Source organism: Rhizobium acaciae, from assembly GCF_025941625.1.
Lineage (GTDB): Bacteria > Pseudomonadota > Alphaproteobacteria > Rhizobiales > Rhizobiaceae > Rhizobium > Rhizobium acaciae.
The window spans coordinates 85,996-108,256 of record NZ_JAPCZO010000017.1 but is presented as its reverse complement, the minus strand read 5'-3'; the positions used below and the strand labels follow the sequence as shown (position 1 = coordinate 108,256).

Annotated in this window: 21 protein-coding genes; 2 read left to right on the top strand and 19 right to left on the bottom strand. The window is 60.9% G+C overall.

Annotation, left to right across the window (positions count from 1 at the left end; all coding sequences use genetic code 11):
* Position 1: 1 nt before the first annotated feature.
* The 4 genes from dapA to OLZ32_RS25540 form a co-directional block, all read right to left on the bottom strand.
* Positions 2-892, bottom strand: a complete 891-nt coding sequence (gene dapA, locus OLZ32_RS25555) for a 4-hydroxy-tetrahydrodipicolinate synthase (protein ID WP_264423430.1) — start codon at positions 890-892, stop codon at positions 2-4.
* Between the two features lie 15 nt (positions 893-907).
* The gene (locus OLZ32_RS25550; RefSeq protein ID WP_011653848.1) at positions 908-1,600 is read right to left on the bottom strand and encodes an amino acid ABC transporter permease; all 693 of its coding nucleotides are present in this window, start codon (positions 1,598-1,600) and stop codon (positions 908-910) included.
* A gap of 77 nt (positions 1,601-1,677) precedes the next feature.
* Positions 1,678-2,514 carry an ABC transporter substrate-binding protein gene (locus tag OLZ32_RS25545; protein ID WP_264423427.1) on the bottom strand — a complete coding sequence of 279 codons (837 nt, stop codon included), beginning with the start codon at positions 2,512-2,514 and terminating at the stop codon, positions 1,678-1,680.
* Positions 2,515-2,629: 115 nt separating this feature from the next.
* Positions 2,630-3,283 carry a GntR family transcriptional regulator gene (locus tag OLZ32_RS25540; protein ID WP_017989689.1) on the bottom strand — a complete coding sequence of 218 codons (654 nt, stop codon included), beginning with the start codon at positions 3,281-3,283 and terminating at the stop codon, positions 2,630-2,632.
* 112 nt (positions 3,284-3,395) lie between these two features.
* Here OLZ32_RS25540 and OLZ32_RS25535 point away from each other — a divergent pair, with 112 nt between their 5' ends.
* Positions 3,396-4,079, top strand: a complete 684-nt coding sequence (locus OLZ32_RS25535; RefSeq protein WP_003543582.1) for a GntR family transcriptional regulator — start codon at positions 3,396-3,398, stop codon at positions 4,077-4,079.
* 213 nt (positions 4,080-4,292) lie between these two features.
* Entirely contained in the window at positions 4,293-4,550 is a 258-nt protein-coding gene (locus OLZ32_RS25530) for a CrpP-related protein (protein ID WP_003543580.1), read from the top strand.
* A gap of 76 nt (positions 4,551-4,626) precedes the next feature.
* Here OLZ32_RS25530 and OLZ32_RS25525 read toward each other — a convergent pair whose 3' ends face one another.
* The 15 genes from OLZ32_RS25525 to OLZ32_RS25455 form a co-directional block, all read right to left on the bottom strand.
* Positions 4,627-6,429, bottom strand: coding sequence for an adenine deaminase (locus OLZ32_RS25525; RefSeq protein ID WP_264423424.1), 1,803 nt, complete (start codon positions 6,427-6,429; stop codon positions 4,627-4,629).
* A 108-nt stretch (positions 6,430-6,537) separates the two neighbouring features.
* On the bottom strand, positions 6,538-7,728 hold the full coding sequence (locus OLZ32_RS25520; protein ID WP_003543577.1) for an amino acid aminotransferase: 1,191 nt from the start codon (positions 7,726-7,728) through the stop codon (positions 6,538-6,540).
* 85 nt (positions 7,729-7,813) lie between these two features.
* Complete coding sequence (hutH, locus tag OLZ32_RS25515) at positions 7,814-9,427, bottom strand: histidine ammonia-lyase (protein ID WP_264423421.1); 1,614 nt, start codon at positions 9,425-9,427, stop codon at positions 7,814-7,816.
* Positions 9,424-9,606, bottom strand: coding sequence for a hypothetical protein (locus OLZ32_RS25510; RefSeq protein ID WP_157223165.1), 183 nt, complete (start codon positions 9,604-9,606; stop codon positions 9,424-9,426). The genes hutH and OLZ32_RS25510 overlap by 4 nt, the downstream gene beginning before the upstream one ends.
* A complete protein-coding gene (locus OLZ32_RS25505; protein WP_003543574.1) occupies positions 9,603-10,199 on the bottom strand; it encodes a TIGR02444 family protein in 597 nt (198 codons plus the stop codon). Before OLZ32_RS25505 ends, OLZ32_RS25510 begins: the two co-directional genes overlap by 4 nt.
* Positions 10,199-11,266 (bottom strand): ABC transporter ATP-binding protein, encoded by a 1,068-nt coding sequence (locus OLZ32_RS25500; RefSeq protein WP_017989684.1) that lies wholly within the window; start codon positions 11,264-11,266, stop codon positions 10,199-10,201. Before OLZ32_RS25500 ends, OLZ32_RS25505 begins: the two co-directional genes overlap by 1 nt.
* Before the next feature lie 2 nt (positions 11,267-11,268).
* Positions 11,269-12,294 (bottom strand): ABC transporter ATP-binding protein, encoded by a 1,026-nt coding sequence (locus OLZ32_RS25495; protein WP_017989683.1) that lies wholly within the window; start codon positions 12,292-12,294, stop codon positions 11,269-11,271.
* Between the two features lies 1 nt (position 12,295).
* Positions 12,296-13,219, bottom strand: a complete 924-nt coding sequence (locus OLZ32_RS25490; protein WP_017989682.1) for an ABC transporter permease — start codon at positions 13,217-13,219, stop codon at positions 12,296-12,298.
* Positions 13,216-14,181 (bottom strand): ABC transporter permease, encoded by a 966-nt coding sequence (locus OLZ32_RS25485; RefSeq protein ID WP_003543568.1) that lies wholly within the window; start codon positions 14,179-14,181, stop codon positions 13,216-13,218. The genes OLZ32_RS25490 and OLZ32_RS25485 overlap by 4 nt, the downstream gene beginning before the upstream one ends.
* A gap of 95 nt (positions 14,182-14,276) precedes the next feature.
* Positions 14,277-15,215 carry an isocitrate lyase/PEP mutase family protein gene (locus OLZ32_RS25480; protein WP_017989680.1) on the bottom strand — a complete coding sequence of 313 codons (939 nt, stop codon included), beginning with the start codon at positions 15,213-15,215 and terminating at the stop codon, positions 14,277-14,279.
* 147 nt (positions 15,216-15,362) lie between these two features.
* The gene (locus OLZ32_RS25475; RefSeq protein WP_264423417.1) at positions 15,363-16,973 is read right to left on the bottom strand and encodes an ABC transporter substrate-binding protein; all 1,611 of its coding nucleotides are present in this window, start codon (positions 16,971-16,973) and stop codon (positions 15,363-15,365) included.
* A gap of 108 nt (positions 16,974-17,081) precedes the next feature.
* Entirely contained in the window at positions 17,082-17,657 is a 576-nt protein-coding gene (locus OLZ32_RS25470) for a UbiX family flavin prenyltransferase (RefSeq protein WP_003543560.1), read from the bottom strand.
* A complete protein-coding gene (locus OLZ32_RS25465) occupies positions 17,654-19,096 on the bottom strand; it encodes a UbiD family decarboxylase (protein WP_264423414.1) in 1,443 nt (480 codons plus the stop codon). Before OLZ32_RS25465 ends, OLZ32_RS25470 begins: the two co-directional genes overlap by 4 nt.
* A gap of 157 nt (positions 19,097-19,253) precedes the next feature.
* Entirely contained in the window at positions 19,254-21,104 is a 1,851-nt protein-coding gene (locus OLZ32_RS25460) for a LysR family transcriptional regulator (RefSeq protein WP_264423412.1), read from the bottom strand.
* Positions 21,105-21,214: 110 nt separating this feature from the next.
* Positions 21,215-22,186 (bottom strand): ornithine cyclodeaminase family protein, encoded by a 972-nt coding sequence (locus OLZ32_RS25455; protein WP_264423410.1) that lies wholly within the window; start codon positions 22,184-22,186, stop codon positions 21,215-21,217.
* Positions 22,187-22,261: the final 75 nt, after the last annotated feature.

Sequence of the window (22,261 nt, the reverse complement as noted above, 5' to 3'; positions counted from 1 at the left end):
CTCAGATGCTGAACGTCAGACCGAAATCGGTCACCAGCCTCTTCATGGCGACGTCCTGCGCGGGCGGCAACGGCAGGCGCGGCGGACGCGGCAGGCCTGCGCCAAATCCCATATGGGTCAGCAGTGACTTCGTTCCTGCGACATAGGCCTGGCCCCCGACCGCCTGAATGACAGGCAGCCATTTGAGGTAAAGCTCTCTTGCCTCATCGAACTTTTTCTCATTTGCGACAAGTTCGAAGATCCGCGCCATCGGTCCTGGCGCAACATTTGAAGCCACTGCCACCCAGCCCTGCGCACCCATAACGAAAGACTCGAACCCGAGTATGCCCCCGAACACAGTCATATCGTCGCCGGCCAGCCGGATGATATCACGCACGCGCGTCACTTCGAGGGTGGACTCCTTGATATAGTCGCAGCCGTCGATTTCGGCGATGCGCTTGACCAACTCCGGCTTCAGATCGACGTTTGCGGTCGCGGGATTGTTGTAGACCATAATCGGGATGGCCACGGCAGACGCAATGCTCTTGTAGTGGTGAACGAGTTCGTCGTCCGTTGGGGTGGAATAGAACGGCGGAATAATCATGACGCCGTCAGCGCCCATTGCCTCGGCCTTGACGCTAAGGCGAATGGACTCCCGCGTATCTTCCGCTCCCGTGCCGATCAGAACAGGCACCCGTCCCGCGACAGTTTCGATGACGGTCCTCGCCACACTATCGCGCTCTTCCTCGCTGAGCGATAGAAACTCACCTGTCGATCCAAGAGGGATCAGACCATGGATACCTTCCTTGACCTGCCAGTCGGTAAAGGCAGCCAGCCCCTTCAGATCGACCGCGCCGCTGGGATCCAAGGGAGTAATCATCACGGTGTAGACACCGCGGAACGTCTTCTGCATTTGAAAATCCTGGTTCTAGCGCTTCTCGTTAATGGAAAGCCGAGATCCGGCTTGACCGAGACGCTTTTCGATATGGCTCTGGAAGAAGTCCCAGAGTGTTGTGAGGAGGAGGTAATAAATCGCCGCGACCGCAAACAGTTCGAGCACCATGAACCGCTCCTGGATGAGAACCTGGGTCCGGCGAAGGAGTTCTTCGACCGAGATGACGGAGGTGACGGAGGTCGTTTTCAAGAGACCGTTCACCGAATTGCCGAGAGGCGGAACGATAACTTTAAAGGCTTGCGGCATCACGATGTAGCGCATGATCTGACGCTCCGTCATGCCGAGCGCGCGCGCTGCCCTGGTCTGGCCTTCCGGCACGGCTTCGATACCGGCGCGAATGATCTCCGCGAGATACGCCGCCTCGTTGAGAGCCAATCCGAGCAACGCCGCCTCTATGACGGTGAACTTGATGCCGAACAGAGGAAGCGCCGTGTAGATCGCAATCAACTGTACAAGAAGCGGCGTGCCACGAAAAAGCCAGATATACGCCTTGGCAATGTAGTATGGCACCCGCCGCGACGATCGCCGCATCAATGCAAGGGCAAAGCCTAGAATAAGCCCGGCAATCAACGAGACGACGGTGAGCCAAACGGTCGTGAACACCCCGCCAAGTATAAAGGGGTTGAACAGATAACCGAAGAAGCCGGACCAGTTCCAAAGCGACATGACAACGACTTTCTGCAAGAGGTTTGGCGCGACGTGGTCGCGCCCCGCCTTATCTCTAAACGATCCTTGAAATCAGTTCAGCGGCCGGGGCCTTTGACCGAATAGTCACCCGCGATCATCGGCAGACCGTATTTGTCAAAGAGCGCCTTTAAAGATCCATCCGCCTTCATGTCTTTCAGCGTCTCAGACACGGCATCAGCCAAAGCCGGGCTTTTGAATGCGACAGAAACCGGGGCGGGGTAGAGGCCGCTGATTGCCCGTTTGAAGTCCCCGCGAGAATCGTACTCCTTGGCGACGGCGTCGATCGACACGACACCCTGGACCTGGCCTGCCCGCAGAGCCTGGAAGGCCAAGGCGAAATTATCGAACGTCTGGATCGTCAAGCCTTCTTTGCCCGCGTCACGCAGTTCCTTGTCGAGAAGGCGTGTCTTTGTTTCCTCGAAACCACCAATTTCGACACCGATCGTCATGCCGGCCAGATCATCTTTTGCGGCGACGTTTTTCTTCGAATCCGGCGCCACGGAGACGCTGATGGCCTGATCTTCATAGGGGATCATCTGCATGATCTTGGCGCGTTCTTCGGTGAAGAAAATGCCTGTATTGATCATGTCCCAACGGCCAGCCTGCAGGCCCGGAACCATCGCGGAGAATTCGATCCGGACATATTCGGGTTCAAGGCAAAGGCGCTTGGCGACCTCTTTGCCGAGGTCGATGCGCATGCCCTTCAGATCGCCCGTGGAGTCGATGAACTGGAGCGGAGGAAGCGTTGGATTGGTCGACATGACAAGCGTGCCGGGCTTGATCAACTCGCCTGCCGCCACTTTGGGTTCGCAGGATTGAGCGAAGGCAAAAGACGCTGTGACCGACAGGAAGGACGCGGCAAGAACGCTGCGAGAGAAGTGTGAACGGAGCATGGAGAGCCTCTGGAGTTCGGTTCTTTATCGTTGGATCCCGATCGTGCATTCAAGTGGGATCCCACTTTTATACAAAAGTTCGCCGTAGATGCAAGTGCATTCTCAACTCATCGATTCAGTAGTTCGCAAGCACGCCCTGACGGACGACTTCGAGATGATCGGTCATGGCCCGGCGAGCCGCCTCGGCATCGTTGGCGGCCAAGGCAAGCAGGATGGCTCGATGTTCCCGCACGCCCGGCTTCGCGCGCACGACAGGCAGCTGCCGCTCGAAAATCGTTGTGTAGCGCCGCATCTCCCCGATCGTGGTTGCCATAAAGGGGTTGCGGCTTTCGCTTGCGATATAGTTGTGAAGCGCATCGTCAAACGCCCAGACCACCTCTGGGTCAGGTTCGGGGTCGGCCTCGATCTCGTCCAGCATCCTTGTCAAAGGGTCCAGTTCAAGTCGCGAAACATGGGAGCTGGCGAGCGCGGCCGCAGTTGGTTCGAGCAGCATCCTCATGGTGAGACTGTCAAGGTAGTCCTTGAGACTGATGACCCTGACCGAGAGAACACCTTTTTCGTTTCTGACAAGTAGTCCCTCTCCTTCGAGACGTCCCAGCGCGTGGCGCATGGGAGAACGCGAAACAGCATGTTTCGTCGCCAGGCGGCGTTGCTGGACGACCGATCCCCCCGCGAGCCTGGCTGATAGAATATCGGCCAGCAGGGAACGGTAGGTTTCGTCAGCAAGGCTGGAGTCGCCAACTTCATTCAGACCATCGTCCATCTGCACTCGTTCCAGTCCTTTTCCAAATCGGCTATCATATGTAACAAGTGATCGCGTAAGGAAAGCGCGGTGCCGCGTCGAGCGGCCAACGCCCTAAAGAACAAGGAAATAGCAAACGGTGACAGACGCCTTAGCGGCCCCGGGTCGGAGAATTGCGGAGAAAGGGCAGCATAATCTTGCATCGCTGACTTACAAGGCCGTGTCCGACATGATCCGGCATCGCCGGCTGAAAGGCGGGCATGTCATCGTTGAAGCAAGGCTTGCCGAGACACTCGGGATTTCGAGGACGCCGCTGCGCGAAGCGCTGCAGAGGTTAGAAGGCGAAGGCCTGGTTCGCAAGGGCGATGGCCGAAACTACGTCGTGCGACAGGTGGATGTCGGCGAGTATCTTCAAAGCTTGAAATTGAGGTTGCTGATCGAACCTGAAGCGGCGGTATTGTCGATCAACGCCATTCCGCGGCGGCTTTTGATGAGCGTCCGGCGGGAAATCCACGACCTTTTGGATGCGACGGCGTATCACACAGACGCGCATTGGTTCTCGGACGACAATCTCCATAATATGATCATTGATCATTGCGGCAACGCGGTCATGGCAAAGGTACTGCGGGAGCTTCGGGCGACCACGCGTCTCTTCGAAATCGACCGCCTGAAAGATCGCTTGAAGCCGGACTCCACGGAACATCTCGTTATCATCGAGGCGATCGACCGGGGCGATGTTGAGGAAACGCGCCGAGCTGTCGCCCAACACATCGAAAGCCTCATCGCATTTACGCGAATGCATCTACAAGTCGCTGACCTTTAGTATTGCAGTTGCATTTTTCTGTGTCACGGAAAGACGGGTTGGATGCGGGCGGAGGCGGCGGGCGACACCGGCCTGTGGTGGCAGCAGGCTATTCTGGGGCATGGCTGCTGCGCCGCTTGTCACTGCAACTGTCCCAAATTAACCCATTAATTAGCATTCACTTGCATGCGTGGACTGCGATGCTACCGTCGCCGGCATCGTGGGGGATCGCGTATGACGATTGAAGAGCTGATCGATCTGCAGGAAGCAGGCTCAAGGGCGCGGGTGCTCGGCCTGAAGGCTCACGAAAACCCATACCTCGCCACCCATAGGATGCCGACTGGTGATACCAGCGCCCTCGGGGATTGGCTTGCGCGTCACGATGCGTGGAAGTTCGGTTGGGAAGCGGAGGACGCTAGCCGCGAAGGTAGGATTGCTGCGCACTTCAAGGAGCTGATCTCGATTGCCAAACGAGGTGCGCTCGATGCCTAACGTTATTGATGGTGGTTCGCTAGCGACAAGTTAGGTTTTCTTGCCCCGTCACGGCGAAGGATCGGCACCTCAGCGTTCAGGCCGTTTCGAAGAGCGGTGAGATCACCATTTCCGGCACCAGCACCAGGCCCTTGTCGGTTATCCGGATTTCCGGGATGACTGATAGCGGGATAAGGTTGAAGCCCATATAGGCGATGGTGCAGCCTGCCTTTTCCCATTCGAGCTTCAAGGCCTTTACCTCGTCGGCGACCTGGTGCACGCGCTTGTCGGACAAAAGCCCGGCGACCGGCAGTGGCACCATGGCCGTCACCTTGCCGTCCATCACGACACAGACGCCACCCTGCTTTTCCTCGATCGCGTCGAGCGCCACCTGCATGTCCGCGGCATTGGTGCCGGCGACGATGATGTTGTGGCTGTCGTGGCCGACCGAGGATGCGACAGCGCCTTGTCTGAGCCCGAAGCCGTTGAGCAGTCCGTGGGCGACATTGCCGGCAGACTTGCCGTGACGTTCCACCACCGTCACGAAGCAGAGGTCGTGCTTGTCGAAATGGGCTTGCCAGTCATTGGCCCGTTCCAGCGTGACGGTGACATGGCCGAGGGTAATGCCAGGCAGCTCCGTCTTGATCGTATGAGCGACGACCGTCTCCGTCGGCAGGTTCGGTGTCAGCTTGAGATTTATTGGCAGCTTGACCGTGTGGTAGGCGGCATCCGGATAGCGGTATGGTTTCGACAGGGCTTCGTCGAGGATCGGCATGATCTTCTTGCCGTCGACGACGAGTTCGCCGCCATACCAGGTGCTAACAGGCGTAAGGTCGTCGCTGAGAAGCACCAGGTCGGCGCGGCGTCCGCCGCCCAGACCGCCGATTTCGCCTTCCATGCCGAACCGCGTCGCGCCGTGCAGCGAACCCATCGCCCAGGCCTGTTCCGGCCTCATGCCGTATTTCACTGCTTCGCGCGTTACCCAGTCCAGGCCGAAGGCAAGCAGATCTTCGGCATCACGGTCGTCGGTGCAGACGGCGACGCGCTTGTGGGAAGCGCCGAGCTCGGTGATCGTCTTGATCGCCTGCGGCAGCGAATGCCAGGGTGTCGTCGGCGGGCCGCCGCGCAGGAAGATCCATACGCCGGCTTCCAGCAGGTCGTCGGCAATGTCGCGGTCGATGGCTTCATGCGTGTCGGTAACGCCGGATGCGGCATAGGCGGCAACGAACTCCCGTCCGTAAACATGGCCCGACACCGGCCTGCCGCGCCCGAGCGCCGCAGCCAGGATCGCATGGCTGCGCTCGTCGCCCATCGCAACGGGGACAAAATCCATTTTCTCACCGAGAGCCACGGCTTCCGGCCATTTGTCGAACAGGGCGGCGATCTTGTCCGGCGTCAGGTCGCCGCCTGCTGTTTCCAGATCCGGCGTCGTCGCCGGCACGGTGCTCGGCACGGTCAGGAAGATCGACAGCGGCGCCTGCCGTGCGTCCTCGAGCATGGCCTCGACGCCAGCGACGTCCATGACGTTGCCGATCTCGTGGCTGTCGCAGAAGATCGTCGTCGTGCCGTTGAGGAGCGCCGCTTCGGCATAGGCGCAGGCCGTCACCATCGAGGATTCGATATGGATATGCGGATCGACCAGACCGGGCGCGATGATGCCGCCCCTGGCGTCGTAGAGCTTGGCGCTCGCGCCCCTGTAGCTGCCGGCCGGCTTCACGGCTGCGATGCGGCCCCCCGAAATCCAGACTTCGCGTCCGTCGAGAAAGCGCTCCGAATAGGTGGACAAGACGCGCGCGCCTTGGATGACCAGGTCGGGTTCGCGACGAGCGGAGGCGACATCGGCAAGGCGGCGGGTCATGGTCGAGAGCGGCTGAACGGAGAAACGGGTAAGCGTGCTCATGTAAACCTCATTTCCAGGGCTCGGGGGAGGACTGGCGAGATTGTAAGGAACGCCGCCGGCGGAAGGAAGCGCGAATAGTTCTTGTCTCTGGCCTCAAACGGATGCCAGTCAGCGTTTCCCGCGAACTGCCAGAACGGCTTCCGCAAAGGTGTCGATCTGGCTGGCCTGCAGCCCGGCGACATTGATGCGTCCGTCCTCGACGATGTAGATGGCGTGCTGCTCGCGCAGCATCACGGCTTCTCCGGGTGTCAGACCGATCAGCGAAAACATGCCTTTGTTCTTGGCGAGGAAATCGTAGTCGCTGCCATTGGTGAAACGCCGGAACGAGGCAGCAAGCCCCTGGCGCAGCGACAGAATGCTGGAGCGCATATCGTCCAGTTCGGCGCGCCAGTCGGCCGCGAGTGCAGGGTCCTCCAGGACGGTGCGAACGATAGCCGCGCCATGATCCGGCGGCATCGAATAGACGACACGGGCTCGCACTGTGAGTTGCGCCTTGGTTGCATCCGCCCGATCCGCGTTCGCGGCGAGAATGAATGCGGCACCGGTACGCTCGCGATAGATTCCGAAATTCTTCGAGCATGACGAGGAGACGAGCATTTCCGGAACCATGCCGGTGAGCAGCCGTACCACGAAGGCATCGTCCTCGAGACCCTCGCCAAAGCCCTGATAAGCGATATCGACCAGCGGAACGAGCCCGCGCTCGGCGATGATCTCTGCCAGCGCCTGCCATTGCGAACGGCTCGGGTCGGCGCCGGTCGGATTGTGGCAGCAGCCGTGCAGCAACACGATGTCGCCCCGCTCCGACCGTGAGAAATGATCGAGCAGGGCGTCGAAATCCACCTCGCCTGTTCGGCGATCGAGGTACGGGTAAGTGACGACCCGAAGCCGGTTGTCTTCGAGGATCGACACATGGTTGACCCAGGTCGGGTCGGGCACATGGACCGCAGCACCCGGGCGCGCCAGGGAGATCAGGCCGGCGAGCACCGTCAAGGCGCCTGCTCCGCCCGGCGTCTGGATGCCGCGAATTCGCTCCCACGGCGCGGCTTCGCCGAAGACAAGCCTGCCGATGAGATCGCAGAAAACAGGATCTCCGGCCGGGCCGACATAGGCTTTGGTCGTCTGCGCGGTATGGATTCGCTTTTCTGCCTCCCTCACCGCCCGCGGGATCGGCGTCATACCGGAGGCGTCCCGGTAGACTCCGACGCCGAGATCGATCTTGTTCGAACGACTGTCCTGCCGGAAAATCGGCATCAACGACAGGATCTTGTCGGCTGGCGGCATTATCAGATCATCGAACATGGTTCTCTCCGGTCAGGGGAATTGCGGGCGGCGATGAAATGCCGGCGCTTCATGATGCGGCCGCAGCGCAAATCAGCCGGCCCGCCTATTTCAGGGCGCCGATCTTGTTCTCGATGGTCTCGAGAAATGCGCCGGACCGCACGATCTCGAGAGCCGGTGTGGTCTGCTTGGGCATGTAGCTGTCCTCCTGCTGGAACGGGATCGCGTCGCGAAGCGCGTCATAGAGCGCCTGGCTGCCGGCTCCGAGCTTGTAGCCGCCGAGTGCCTCTTCGGTCAGGAAGATGGCGCGGGCCGCAAGCAGGCATTCAACACCAAGGATCTTCGGCATGTTGTCGACCACCTGACGCGTCTTGCGGCATGCCCATGTCGCCATCGAAACATGGTCTTCCTGGCTGCTCTTGGTCGGGATGGTATCGGCAACGGCGGGGAAAGCCAGCGTCTTGTTTTCCGATGCGACGGACGCCGCTGCCGTCGAGATGATGCCATAGCCGTAATTGAGGCCGATCGGCTTGCCGGCGAGGTTCGGCGGCAGGCCGTAGTTCAATGTCGTGTCGCAAAGCGAAAACAGGCGGCGCTCGGAAATATTGCCGATTTCCACCAAAGCGATGGTCAGCAAGTCCATGGCAAAAGCGATGGGTTCGCAATGAAAGTTGCCGCCGGACAGGAATTCCAGCGCGCCGAGTTCGTTCCAGAAGACCAGCGGATTATCGGTCGCGGCGTTGAGTTCGCGCGTGATCAACTCCTTGGCGTGCTCCAGCTGGTCGCGGCAGCTTCCATGCACCTGCGGCAGGCAACGGAAGGAATACTGATCCTGGATTCGGGCGGTGTGTTTCGGATGCAGGATATCGTCCTCGAGGCGCACCGCACGTGCTGCCTCGGTCGTGCGACGGCTGCCCTCGATAATGCGACGGATATTTTCCGCAGTCGCGATCTGCCCGGGCTGCTTGCGCACGAGATGAATGCGGGGATCGAATGCCGCCTGCTCGCCGCGGATCGCCTCCAGACTGAGCGCGCCGGCCGCATCGGCGGTCTTCATCAGCATCTCGGCGTCGTGGAGGTTGAGAACCGCCATGGCCGCGCAAAGGCTGTTGCCATTGATGAGGGCAAGGCAGTCCTTCGCCTTGAGATCGAAAGCAATTGGGGAGATGCCGGCTTTTTCCAGCGCCTGCGGTGCCGGCATGCGTTCGCCCTGGTAATAGGCTTCCGCTTCCTCATAGCCGATCAGCACCGAAACCATGTGCGCGAGCGGCGCCAGATCTCCAGACGCGCCGACCGATCCCTGGATCGGCACGACTGGATGAACGCCGCGGTTTAGCATCTCAACGAGACGATCGACCACCTCGATCCGCAGGCCGGAAACTCCGAGGCAGAAGGCGTTGATGCGGACGGCCATCATGGCGCGGACGATTTCTTCCGATGCCGGTTCTCCGATGCCGGAGCAATGCGAGAGCACGATATTGCGCTGGAAGCGGTCGTTGTCGGCCTGGTTGATGGCATAATCCTTGAGCTTACCGACGCCGGTGTTGAAACCGTAGGTCGGCGGCGCGTTTTCGGTCAGCCAGTTTTCCTCGATATAGTTTCTCACCTTGATGATTTCGGCGCGCGCTGCATCGGCGAGCGCTACCTTGGCGCCCTGGCGCGCGATGCGAACGGTATCTTTGATCGTCAGGCTGTCACCGTCTAGAATTATGGCGTTCATCTCGATGTCCTTGAAGCTCGATAAGTGTGAGAAGGTAAGTGCCGAAATCGAACACGCGCGCCGGGAGCGCAGCCTGTCTCGATCGCAGCGGTAATGCCGCCGGTGACGGCGACGGAGTTTTCCGTGACACCTTCTTCGGTGACGATGGTTCCTGTCATGACGGCGTCGAAATCGCTCATGATGTCTTCAGATCCTCAGTGCGCATGATGGGGAAGCCGTGGCACACGGCTTTGGCGGCGTCTCGAAGCCGTCCGACCAACGTCCCTGCTTGGGGTTCCGGCATGGAAATCGTTTCGAGATAACGGGCTGCCAGCCCGCCCGGCCCTTCGAGCGGGAGAAAGTCGTCGGCCAGACGCCGGACCTGCAACCGTTCCGCCTCCAGCTCCGCTGCCTTGATCTTCTCGTAAAATTCAATCTCTGCCGTGTTCCTGCGGCCTTGACGCAGGGTTAGCCGAAGATGTCGCAACGGCAGGACGAAAAGCGCGCGCCATTCGCCGGCACGTTCCAGAAGCCGCTGCATGTCGCCGTCATCCGTGCCGTGTCCGTCACTATCCGCAAGAGCGAAGAACAGCAGAGACGGCACGTCCACCGCATGACTGTTCTGGGCTTCGAGGCACCAGGACGCGATGCCGGGCTCGCCGTAGAGCCGGACCATGACATCGAACACATTGGCACAGAAAGCAGCGCGCCTCGCAGCTCCGCTATCCTGTCCTGAGCGCGCGCTGCCGCTTGCCACTGTTTTTTCTTCGAATGCATCAGGGGCTTTTTCCATCACGATTGCTCCGCCGTCTTCATTCCAGGCGCCGGTTCGTCGTGAGGGAAATGGCAGGCCGCGAATTGGCCGTAGGGCATCGCCGTAAGCTTCGGTTCCTCTCCCGCACAGACCGCCTGAGCGCGGGGGCAACGCAGGCGGAACCGGCATCCGGACGGCGGCGCGCTCCGCGACAAGGCCTGCGTCGGCGTTGCGCTCGGCACGATCTTCCGGCTGGCATCGGGAACCGGGACTGCTTCCAGCAGCATGCGGGTATAAGGATGCGCCGGACGCTGATAGATGGCATCGCCGGTTCCGATCTCGACGATCCTCCCCATGTAGAGGACGGCGACCCTGTCGCTGACATTGCGCACGACGGCGAGATCGTGGGAAATGAAGATCAGCGCCAGGTTTCGCTTCTGGCGGATATCCTGCAGAAGATTGATCACATGCGCCTGCACCGACACGTCGAGAGATGCAACCGGCTCGTCGCAGACGATGAGCTCCGGCCCAACGGCTAGCGCCCGCGCGATCGCAATACGCTGGCACTGGCCGCCGGAAAACTGATGCGGCCTGCGGCCCTCCACCATCGTCCGGCTCATGCCGACATCGTTGAGCGCACGATCGACCCTTTCCAGTCTTTCCGCTTTGCGGATGCCCTGGATCTCGAGGCCTTCTCCGACGATATCCTGCACCTTGCGGCGCGGATTGAAGGAAGAAATCGGGTCCTGGAAGATCATCTGCAGCTTGCTGCGGATGGCGCGAAGATCGGAAGCAGACAGATCGGCAACATTCAGGCCGTCATATTCGACGTGGCCGTCGACACGCGTGTCCGCCTTCGGCAGAAGCTTCAGAAGGGCACGGCCGATGGTCGTCTTGCCGCTGCCCGACTCTCCGACGAGACCGAGCGTTTCCCCAGGTGCCACGTCGAACGAGACGCCGTCGACTGCAACAAAGATCTTGCCGCCGCGCCGGTATCTGACCGAGAGATCACGTACCTTCAAAAGCGCGTCGTCGCGCAGGAAAGCATCGAAGGCATGCGTTGCGGCACTTGTATCGACGGCCTGGCCGGAAGTCTCGTTATTCATGACTATGCCCTCCTTTCGACCGCAGTGTCGGCTGCATCGCCAGTTTGAACAGGCACATAGCAGGCGAAGCGATGCTTGCCGTCCGCACTGGTAGTCATCGGCGGCATCGAGACATGGCAGCGGGCCTCGGCGGCGGGACAGCGCGGTGCGAACGGGCATCCCGGCGCGGGGTTGGCAAGATCGGGCGGACGGCCCGGGATCGTGCGCAGTTTCGTATGAGCCGGCTGGTCCATGCGCGGCATCGCCGAAAGCAGAGCCTCGGTATAGCGATGGCGCGGACGGGAAAAGACGGTGTCCGTCGGGCCGTATTCCACGACATGCCCGCCATAGAGCACGAGGATGTCGTCGGTGCGTCCCGCGACGATGCCCAGATTGTGCGTGACCAGGATCATCGACATCTGCCGTTGCTGCTGGATGACCTGCAGCAGGTCGAGAATTTCCTTCTGAACGGTCACGTCGAGCGCGGTCGTCGCCTCGTCGGCGATCAAGAGATCCGGCTGGCAGGCAAGTGCCGTGGCGATCATGATCCTCTGCTTCATGCCGCCCGAAAACTGGTGCGGATAATGCCCGTAACATTCCGCGGCATCGGGAATGCCGACGCTTGCCAGCAGTTCGATCGCGAGTGCCTTCGCCTTCGCCTTTCCGAGCCGCAGATGGAAGCGGCTTGCCTCCTCGATCTGCCGTCCCACCCGAACGAACGGATTGAGGGATGTCATCGGGTTCTGGAAAACCATCCCGAACCTGCGGCCGAGAAAGGCGCGGCGTTTCGTCTCGTTAAGCGTCGACAGATCGGTCCCGTCGGCAAGGATGCGGCCGCTGGTTTTCATGCCCTCCGGCGCAATGCCCATGATCGTCTTGACCAGCATGGATTTGCCCGCGCCGGATTCTCCGACGATGCCGAGCGTGGTGCGCGGCGGGATGCTGAAGCTGACGTCATGCAGCACGCGGATCGGCCCGAACGGCGACCTGAAATGACAGGAGAGCTCGTGACAATCGAGGACTGGGGTGGTTTTCGCAGCCTCATTCATATCAGAGTTCCCTGCCGCGATGGTTCATGCGACGGGCCAGACAATCCCCGACCGTGTTGAGCGAGTAAACTGTTAGAACGATGGCGACGATTGGTCCGAAGATCAGCAGTGGAAAGCGGCTGAGCAGGTCGGTCGAGCTGGCGATCATCCCGCCCCAGCTCGGCGCCGGCGCCGGAATGCCGTAGCCGAGAAAGCTCAGCGACCCCTCGGTGATGATCAGCCCCGCCATCAGCGGCGGAACGATGGCCGTCAACGCCGGAACGAGATTGGGCAGGATCTCGCGCAGCAGAAGCCGCATGTCCGACGCGCCCATGGCGCGTGCTGCCAACACGTAATCACGATCGTTCTGAGCAATCACGCCGCCTTTGGCGATGCGTGCATAGGTTCCGATGTCGAGCAGGCCAAGCGCCAGCATCATCGTGAAAACCGAATTTCCGGTCACCGATATCAGCGCCAGGATGACGAGGATCGGCGGAAGCGACGCCATGGAATTGGCATAGAGATCGACGATCCGCTCGACCGGGCCGCGATAGAAGCCGGCCAGCATTCCGAGGATCATGCCGATCACCAGCGAGATCAGCGTCGCGACCGAGACGATGGCGAGCGTCGTTCGTGCACCGTAGAGCACGCGGGACAGGATGCTGCGCCCAAGCGCATCGGTTCCGAACAGGCCGTTCAGGCTCCATTCCGGGCCTTGCGAGAAATCGCCATAGGGGAAGCTTGCCCGAACGAGACCCGGAATGAACTCCACGAAAACCGAGGAGATGATCAGGACTGCCAGGAACACGAAGGCGAACCATTCCATCGGATGGCCGCTCGGCATGCGGAAACGCGCGGTCTTCGGCATCGCGGCATTCAACGTCTCCGCCAATGCGACCGCTTCGCCGGGCACGAGGTCCGTTTGTGTGGGCTGGAGGCGGCTCATGACACGTCCACCCGCGGATCGATAAGCGCGTAACCGAGATCGACCAGGATGAAGATCACGACGAAGATCACCACCGTCAGCGACAGAATGGCCTGCATGACGGGCAGGTCGTGGCTGCTCACCGCGTTGAGAACGGTCCAGCCGATGCCGGGCACCGCGAAATAGCTCTCGACGATGAAGGAACCGCCGAGCAGATAGGTCATCGACAGGCCCATCACCGTCAGCACCTGGGGAGAGGCCGGGCGCAGCACGTGGCGCATCAGGATATAGCGCGTCGGCAGGCCCTTGGCCCTGGCAACGAGGACATAGTCCTCCTGGAGGATCGCGACGAATTCGCTGCGGCTCACCCTGTAGAAATAGGCTGCCTGGTGCACGCTGAGGCACATGACTGGCAAGGCGACGTAGTAGAGATTGCCGATCGGATCGTCGCTGAAGGTAACCCAGCCGGTCGCCGGCAGCCAGCGCAGCACGATCGCGAAGACGAAACCGAGCAGAACCACGATGACGAAAGTCGGGATCGACAGCATGACCGAGGACACTGCCCTCAGCACCGTATCGAGGATGCCGCCCGGACGGCTGGCGGTGTACATGGCCAGCGGCACGCCGATCAGAAGCGAGACGAACATCGCAAGCAACGCGATCTCGAACGTCACCGCCGCCCGGTCGACCAGCAGCTTTGCCACCGACTGCTGGCTGAACATGGTCTGCCCGAGATCTCCCTGCAGAAGCCGTCCGAGCCAGCCGAGATAACGTTCCCAGACCGGCAGATCGTAACCGTAACGGCTGTTCAGCGCATCGATCTGCGCCTGCGTCGCGTTCTCTCCAAGGATTAGCTGCGCGGCCGACCCCGGCATCAGGCTCGACAGAGCCGTCGCCGAGAACGTCACCAGCAGGAAGACCGGAATGCCGGCCAGAAGCCGGACGCCGACCGCTTTCAGATAGGAGAGCTTGGCAATTCGCAACGATCGAACTCCGTATCAGGTGGAACGTCCGATGCCGGAGAGAACCGGCATCGTAATTTCGGGAAACGAGGCGGCAGAGCGGCCGGTCTCCGGGATCAGAGCGCCTTCCATCTGTCCTCGGCATCGAGCCAGCCACTGTCCCGCTCCAGCGAGGCTTTCTGCTCGGCAGGCGTCATGCCGCCCATGCTGTGCTCGTCCGCGTAACGCGTGCTGCGGTCCTTGAAGACGTGCCGACCGTAATCCATCATGCCATACATCGATCCCTTCTCGAGATAATGCATGGTCACCAGGTTGAAGCCGAGCGCCTCGATTTCTTCAAGCCGCACGAAGGGCACGCCGTTGACGGTCGCGACATCGCCGAACATCTTCCAGCCGGGCAATTCCTTGGCCACCTTCCGGCATTCCTCCAACGTGCGCAGGCCGTGCACATAGGTCATTTCAGCGCCGAGTGCCGCGGCGCGCACGCAGCGCTCGATAGCGTCGTCCAGCCCCTTTTCGAGCTTGGATTCGGTGCGCGCTATCACCACGCAATCGCTGCCTTGACAGGCTTCGATCGAGGCCTTGATCTTGGCGAGCCAGAGCTCCTGCGAGACGACCTCATGCGGCACGTTGCCATCGACCTTGCCGGCAAGCGTCGCTGCCTCCATGGCGCGGCCGAACCGCGCATAGCCGCGTTCATTGGGCGTATCCTCGATCAGGATCGCTCCGGCGCCGGCTTTGGCGAGACGATAACAGGTGCGGAAGGTCTGGACGACATCGCCGAAGCCGTCATCGGCATCGATGACCAGCGGCAGAGGCGAGTAGTCGGCGATGCGGTCGGTCGCGTAGACCAGTTCCTCCTGATTGTGCAGGCCAAGATCCGGCACGCCGGACATGCTGAATCCCAGTGAGGCGCCGCTGAGCAGGATCGCCTCGAAGCCGGCCATTTCCGCCGCCTTGGCGGAGTAGCAATCCCAGACGCAGGGCGTGAACACCTGCTTGCGGGAAACCAGGTCCCGAAACTTCACCTTCTCGCGATTGCCGATCATCGTCATCCACCTTTTCCGATCGCCCCGCATCGCAGGGCTCATTCTGTCGTCTTAACGTCTCTGGCGTGTACCGGGTCGTCCAGCCCATCGACCGGCCCTTCGCTGCCCGCCCGGATCTTCCGGGCGAGCCTGCGCGTCGTGATCTGGAACCTGCTATTTCTGGCAGGCATCCGTGCAGACGTAGAGGAACTGCTTTTGCAGGATGCCGCCGTTCGAGGGAACGACGCCGCCGGTATTGTTGCGCAGCAGCAGCGAGCGCGTCTGTTCCCCGAAGATGTAAAGCGGCATTTCGGTTGCAACGAGCTTCTGAACCTTGACATAGGCGGCTTTGACAGCGGCAGGGTCGACGGTGGAGCTGGCTTCCTTCAATGCAGCGTCCATCTCGGCGCTCTTGTACTGTCCCCAGTTGAAAGCACCGCCGGAACTCAGCAGATTGGAAATGTTCGGCTCGGCACCGTTCGACACCAGCACCCCCCCTTCGACGCAGATGTCGAAGTCGAGCTGCGTCTTGCATCGCTGGATCAGCGAGGCCTGGTCGACCTCGACGATCTCAGCCGAGGCGCCTTCATAGCCGGTCAGCACCTGCTGGATGTAGGCGGCAAGGCGCTTCAGGTCCGAGTTGGTATAGGTGACGATCTTGATCGAGAATGGCTTGCCGTCCGCCTTCAGAGCATCGAACAGTTCCTGCGCCTTCTTCGGATCATAGGCCGGAAGAGATGAAGCGCTGTCGAAATAGGGCGAATTCTCTCCAAAGTAATTGCTGGGTGCCTTGTATCCGGGCATCTGCGTGAAGGCCTGCATCAGCCGCGCGCGGTCGATGGCGGAATAGAAGGCCTCGCGGGCGCGAACATCCGTGAAGATACCCTTGGCCTGGTTGAGATAGGCGCGGTTGATGCCGCGGATCGGGATCTCGCGGGTCGCAACCCCCGGCGCCGTTGCGTTCGAGCCGAACTGATAGGGATAACCGGCCATCATCGTTGCGCCGCCCTGCACGACGGTGGCGATGCGGCTGTTGGTTTCAGGAATGATCGCGAACTTGATCGTATCCAGATAGGGGCGCGGCTGATCCCAATAACCCGGATTGCGGGCCATGGTCATCGATATGCCCTGGTTCCACTCGGTCAGCGTAAAGGCGCCGGCGCCCACCGGCTTGATGTCGGTTTTTTCCTTGGCGGCCTTCAATGCTGCCGGCGAGGCGATGAAGGGGCACAGCTCGGCGACCTGGGCTGCGAAATTGGCGTTCGGGGAGGACAGCTTGATCGTCAGCGTCTGCGGATCGACGACGGTGATCGCCTTGTTCCATGAGGATATGAACGGCTGCGCCGGTGAAAGCGTGGCCGGATCGGCGGCGCGGTCCCAATTGTATTTGACGGCTTCCGCATCATAGGGCGTCCCGTCCGTGAACTTGATGTCCTTGCGAAGCTTCAAGGTCCAGGTCACCGCGTCTGTGCTGGTCAGGCTTTCGGCCATGCCGCCGGTCACGACGCCCTTGTCGTTGACGTAGACGATAAAGCCGTAGACGGCGTCGAGCACATCCATCGGGCCGCCGGGATAGGTGCCGGCGGTGATCGCCGGATCCCAGCTCTTGATGTCCGAACCGTTGATGATGATCATCGCGCCGCCGCTGACGGGTTTTTCCGTTTGCGCACCCGCGTGAGACGCGGCGAGCATCACGGGTGCGGCCGCCATCAGCGACAACAGCAACGCGGCGCCGCCGCGCATGAACAGGCTCTGCAACCTTCTGGAACGATTGTCTGACAACATCACTCTATCTCCTTTTTTTTGAGTTCCCCTGGGGGAGTGATTGTGCGTCGTTGTTTTGCATGCGGTTGACATGATGGCCCGGCAGCTTTCAGCGCTGCTCTTCATGGCTCAGTCGTTATGATCCTCCGTCCAGCGCCGGACCGTCGGATGATGAAGCCCGAATTGATCCAGCGCACGCCCCACGGTCTGGTCGACCATTTCGGCGATTGATTTCGGCAGCGTGTAAAAGCTCGGCACCGGCGGCATGATGACGGCGCCGTTGCGTGTTGCCTGGTCCATCAGCGCGATATGGCCCGCATGCAACGGCGTTTCCCGCACCATCAGCACCAGCCGGCGGCGTTCCTTCAGACAGACATCGGCGGCGCGCACGATCAGATCGTCCGCATAACAATGCGCGATCCCGCTCAGCGTCTTGATCGAGCATGGCGCAACCAGCATTCCGTCGCACCGGAAGGAGCCGGAGGCGATCGAGGCGCCGATATCCCCGTGGCTGTAGACCCGGTCGGCGAGGCCACGGATTTCGTCCGCGGTCTTTCCCGTCCCTTCGGCCAGTGCCGTGCGGATCGCCGAGGGCGATATGACGAGATGCGTCTCGACATCGTCGAAATCCCGGAGCATCTCCAGCGCACGCAGTCCGTAGATTGCGCCGGAAGCCCCTGATATGCCAATGATCAATCGCCTCAAATCAGCATCTCCGGCTTGACGCGCAACAGCAGCTGGCGCATCCGTTCGTAGGAATCCGGCGGCGGAAGCGCCTTGTCGAACCCTTCCCTTCGATCGCCTGCCTTCATCGTGGCGTCGTAACCGACCTTGGCGATCACGCCGCCGTCTTCCTGAGGCTCGGACCGATCTGCCGGAAGGTCAGAGACGATGAGAATGTCGCGCTCGGCGCGCATGCGGGTCATCTTTGCCAATTCGACGGCACCGAGATCCCAAGGGTCGACATCGCTGTCGACGATCGTGATGTTCTTGACGATGCTGACCGCACCCCAGCAGATCGACATGATGCGGCGTGCCTGTCCCGGGCGGGGCGCATCGATCTGCACGACCACGTTGTTCCGTCCGCTGCCTGATGCGGTGACGGCAACCTCGCCGACATTGAGAACGGACCGCCGGATGACAGCCTTGAGGCTGGCAGCGATCGGCACCGCGCCGAGATAGAGGTGCTCCATGTGGTAACCGGGCTCGATCACCTGCAACATCGCATCGGAGCGGCAAGTCATGCATTCAAATCTGACGCGCACCCCGGAACCGTAATCCTCGTACATGCCGTGATATTCCGAGACCAACCCTTCGAGGATCGGCTCGTCGATATGAATATGACCTTCGAGCACGATCTCCGCCTCTGCAGGCACGGCAAGATCGATCGACTTGCAGCGGACAAGCCGCACCGGCTCGCCGAGCAGCGATCCGGCGCAGTGCATTTCATCGTCACCAAGCCCCAGATAGAAGCAGGCGGCAAGCTGAATGGCTGGATGCGCGCCGAGGACGACGGCGAAGGGGAGCGGCTCGCCTCTGGCGCCCGCCTTGCGGGCCATGATGGCGAGATGATGGTTCGGTGCAATTCCGATCATCGCCTCGTTCGGACCAAGCACCTTGATACGGGCATAGGACGCGTTGCCCAGGCCCGTTTCAGGGTCGCGCGCCACGATCAGACCCGCGGTAATGTAGGGACCGGTCTCCTTGGAAAAGAATGTCGGGACTGGAAGCCGGGTCAGGATATCGTCCTGGAATAGCTGTTGCTGTACCGGCGCATCGTCCACGAAGACCGGCGGCACCGGAGACGCGATCGAGGACAGCAGCTTTTCCTGGATATCGCTTTTCGCGACGCCAAGCGCCAGGGCGACACGATCGAGATCCGACAGGATGTTGCCGAAGATCGGCATGTCGTGACCTTTGATGCAGTCGAGCCGCACCGCGGCCTTTTCATCGACGATGGAAAGAATGGCCGATACGTCGTGGATCGGGTCGACTTCCTCCGAAATCACCAGCAGCCGACCGCGACGGTCGAGCTCCTGAAGAATGCCCCGACACGACTGATCGCTTTCGCCGCGTGGCATTGCAGCGCCGGTCGTCCCGGATGTCATGGCCTTGTTTTCAAGCGGATCAGCGTGATCATTCATCCGGCAATCCTGTGAAAGTCATTTCCGAGGGCTGTTTTGATGCGGCAAGTATCAGCCGCAGGCCAGAGGCTGGGTAGCTCGAAAATCATGAATTGGAGGATAGGAAAATCAGAATGCTCGGTGCATGAGCGCGATTCGATACGATATGTTTTTTAGATCACGCCTGTCGGCCGAAGACGGCAGCGAGTGACTGGATCATCGTCCGCTCGGCCTCGGACAGCGTCCTTTCGCCGGAGAAAATCACCGAGAGGTTTCCGGCGATGACGTCTTCCGTAATCGGCGCCGCGGTGAGGCGCCCGCTGTCGATATCCTGCTGGACCGAGGACACCGGCAGAACCGTACAGACCGGCAAACGGCGGACCATGGCGATGGCCAATGGCAGGGAACCGACGTCCATGACCGGCTCGACACGCAGATGACGCGCACTGGCGGCTGCCATGAACGCCTGATGGATGCTGAGATGCTTGATTCCGAGAACCAGCGGAAATCCGCAAACTTCGGCCAGTGGAATCTCCGTGCGACCGGCAAGGTCCAAGGCCGGATTGGCAACGACCGACAGGCGCTCGCTCGGCCCGAGATGGATCCGGGTCATCTGCGTCTGGACGGCACCGACAATGGCCAGATTGAGCTCTCCCGCACGTACCTGGTCGTGAAGCACAGCGTTGGAACCTTCGATGATTCTCAGCCGGTATTCGGGATGGCCAAGGCGGGTTGCCGTAAGTGCCTGCGCCACCTTGTCCGTCATGACGCTGTCATGCCCCGAACTCGGCAGCATGCCGATCGAGATGGTCGCCTGTGTGTGGGCGGCAATATCCAGACTGGCCCGAAGGAGGTTATCGATGCGCTCCTCGATCTCCAGGGTGAAGGGAAGCAATGCCTTGCCGGCCTTCGTGCTCTCGGCACCGTTGCGCCGCCGTTCGAACAGGGGTTGCCCGACAACTGCCTCGATCTTCTGAATCTGCGTCGAAACGGAAGGTTGCGTGATATGCGCCGCGCGCGCCGCCGCCGAAATACCTCCGCTGAGATGCGCAAGGTTGAAGTAGTGCAATTGACGTGCCGTCAACTGCGGCCGGAAGACGATATTGGCCTCCGTTGCCTCCAGATTTTTCTTGAGGTTACAAAGCAGGGCGGACACGACCTCCTGGTCCGGCCAGTTTGCGCGCACGCCCAAGGGGCTCGACAACGGCGGATCGAGGGGCTCCAGATGCAGGCGCGCAAGTCCGAGCCGGTCGGCGACCATACTGCGGGGCATCAGGAATCGCATTTGCGGAAACTCGTTGAGCAGCCGATGAAGGTCTGCCGGCTCCTCATCCATCAGGATCATGCGGTCGCGGATGCCATGCTCGTCCGCATATCGGGTGACGGCATCGCGAAGTGCCTGACGCATTTTCAAAACGACAAATTTCTGATTGGGGGAGCGAAGATCAACCGCGGCCTCCGCCGTTCCGACGGAAAACCAGACCTCATCGTAAAAGGGCGTCATCGCAGGCAGCTTCGCCGATGGCACGCTGGTCATATAGCCGACTTCGATCTCCATCGAACCCGCGTTGCCCGGGATTTCCGCGGCTCCGTCATCAACAAGGGATTTTTCTCGCATGTCTGCAAACATCACGTCGATCAGCAGGTCGGGCCGCTGGCGTTCCATATCTTCGACGGTACGTCCGATCGCCTTCGAAAACCGGCCGATGGAGAAACTGAGATCGAGACGAATATCGATGCGAAGGGGGCCCGTGCCCCCGTTCCGCATCCGACGCACGAACCTTTCGCGATGAAGGATGGCCGTTGCCTGCTGAAACAGCCAGAAGGCTGCCGGTGAAGGGCTGAGGTGACCGCTTTTCCGAATGAAGAGCTTGAGTTGAAGTTCATTTTCCAAAGTACGCAGACTTGATGTCAGCGCCGAAGGAGCAATCCCAAGCTCGCGCGCGGTCTCTGCCAGCGTCGGGCTCTGGCAGGCCAGCACGAAATGGGCCAGTTGCTGTATTTCGATGCGCGGCGGATTTGTAATCACTGTGGGTCTATATCGGATTGCACAAGGGGCTTCCCCGACTATGGCACACCAAGCGTTATACCGCACGAATATCAGCGCCGGCCCGTTGCTTCCCCTTCGCCCCAAAGACGTCAGCCGGCGATCAAAACGGCTTCATACACCATTGTCGCGGCGGCAAGATCGGCCAACGCCGTTCCGACGGCCTTGTAGAGAGTGATCTCATCGTTGGACGTCCGCGCTGGAACATCCCGGCGACACAGCTCGTCAAGTGTCGCACGCACCGCATCTGCAGCAATGACGCCACCCCTGATCGGCTGAACCAGATCGCCTGCTTCGTGAAGGGCTTCGTGGGTGTCGATATAGACCGAGGAACGCCGAAGCGCCTCGTCATCGGCCTCGCGCATCGCCGGTGTGAAGCCGCCGATCAGATCGACATGGGTGCCCGGCCGCAGCCATTCGCCGCGGATAAGCGGTGCTGTCGCCAGCGTCGCCGCGCTGACGATATCGGCCTGCCGCACTGCTGCTTCCAGATCAGTGACGGCAGTGGCCTGGAGCCCCTGTTGCCGAAGGCTCTGCGCCAGCCGTTCCGCATTGGCGGGATCGATATCCCAGATATCGACACGCGCGATCGGCCGGACGGCGCGGTAGGTATCGGGTATGAGGCTCGCGACGCGGCCTGCGCCGATCACCAGCAGACGGCGTGCGTCCTTTCGAGCAAGATAGTCCGCGGCAAGGGCCGATGCCGCTACCGTGCGGCGCGTGGTGATCGTGTTTCCGTCAAGGAGCGCAAGCTGCATCCCGGTCCGGCCATCGTAGAGCATATAAGTCGAGGTCAAACCGGGAATGCCGCGCAGCGTGTTGCCGGGAAAGACGGTGACGATCTTGATGCCAAGGAAGCGCTCCGACCGCTGCGTTTCATGCCAGGCAGGCATCAGAAGCAGCGTCGCATCCGGCTCGCCGCTATTGGCTATCGTGTGGTGATGCCGTACCGGCACGACACAGCCTTCGGCAAATGCTTGCCGCAGGGTCGCGACCAGCGCGCCGAAAGGGAGAAGCTCGCCCGTTGTCCGGGCATCGAGAATACGGATTTGTGTGTCGGTCATTGAAGCGATCTCTCAGTAAGTTCTGACTGCTGGATAAGGCGAATTCTCTGTGATTGAACGAGAGCCGCGTCGCCG

What these genes read in the sequence shown, in the direction of transcription:
- OLZ32_RS25490 (WP_017989682.1), bottom strand. Translation starts at nt 13,219, where the DNA reads ATGAGCCGCCTCCAGCCCACACAAACGGACCTCGTGCCCGGCGAAGCG.
- dapA (WP_264423430.1), bottom strand. Translation starts at nt 892, where the DNA reads ATGCAGAAGACGTTCCGCGGTGTCTACACCGTGATGATTACTCCCTTG.
- OLZ32_RS25505 (WP_003543574.1), bottom strand. Translation starts at nt 10,199, where the DNA reads ATGGAAAAAGCCCCTGATGCATTCGAAGAAAAAACAGTGGCAAGCGGC.
- OLZ32_RS25510 (WP_157223165.1), bottom strand. Translation starts at nt 9,606, where the DNA reads ATGAGCGATTTCGACGCCGTCATGACAGGAACCATCGTCACCGAAGAA.
- OLZ32_RS25465 (WP_264423414.1), bottom strand. Translation starts at nt 19,096, where the DNA reads ATGAATGATCACGCTGATCCGCTTGAAAACAAGGCCATGACATCCGGG.
- OLZ32_RS25475 (WP_264423417.1), bottom strand. Translation starts at nt 16,973, where the DNA reads ATGTTGTCAGACAATCGTTCCAGAAGGTTGCAGAGCCTGTTCATGCGC.
- OLZ32_RS25520 (WP_003543577.1), bottom strand. Translation starts at nt 7,728, where the DNA reads ATGTTCGATGATCTGATAATGCCGCCAGCCGACAAGATCCTGTCGTTG.
- OLZ32_RS25525 (WP_264423424.1), bottom strand. Translation starts at nt 6,429, where the DNA reads ATGAGCACGCTTACCCGTTTCTCCGTTCAGCCGCTCTCGACCATGACC.
- OLZ32_RS25480 (WP_017989680.1), bottom strand. Translation starts at nt 15,215, where the DNA reads ATGACGATGATCGGCAATCGCGAGAAGGTGAAGTTTCGGGACCTGGTT.
- hutH (WP_264423421.1), bottom strand. Translation starts at nt 9,427, where the DNA reads ATGAACGCCATAATTCTAGACGGTGACAGCCTGACGATCAAAGATACC.
- OLZ32_RS25500 (WP_017989684.1), bottom strand. Translation starts at nt 11,266, where the DNA reads ATGAATAACGAGACTTCCGGCCAGGCCGTCGATACAAGTGCCGCAACG.
- OLZ32_RS25455 (WP_264423410.1), bottom strand. Translation starts at nt 22,186, where the DNA reads ATGACCGACACACAAATCCGTATTCTCGATGCCCGGACAACGGGCGAG.
- OLZ32_RS25530 (WP_003543580.1), top strand. Translation starts at nt 4,293, where the DNA reads ATGACGATTGAAGAGCTGATCGATCTGCAGGAAGCAGGCTCAAGGGCG.
- OLZ32_RS25545 (WP_264423427.1), bottom strand. Translation starts at nt 2,514, where the DNA reads ATGCTCCGTTCACACTTCTCTCGCAGCGTTCTTGCCGCGTCCTTCCTG.
- OLZ32_RS25495 (WP_017989683.1), bottom strand. Translation starts at nt 12,294, where the DNA reads ATGAATGAGGCTGCGAAAACCACCCCAGTCCTCGATTGTCACGAGCTC.
- OLZ32_RS25550 (WP_011653848.1), bottom strand. Translation starts at nt 1,600, where the DNA reads ATGTCGCTTTGGAACTGGTCCGGCTTCTTCGGTTATCTGTTCAACCCC.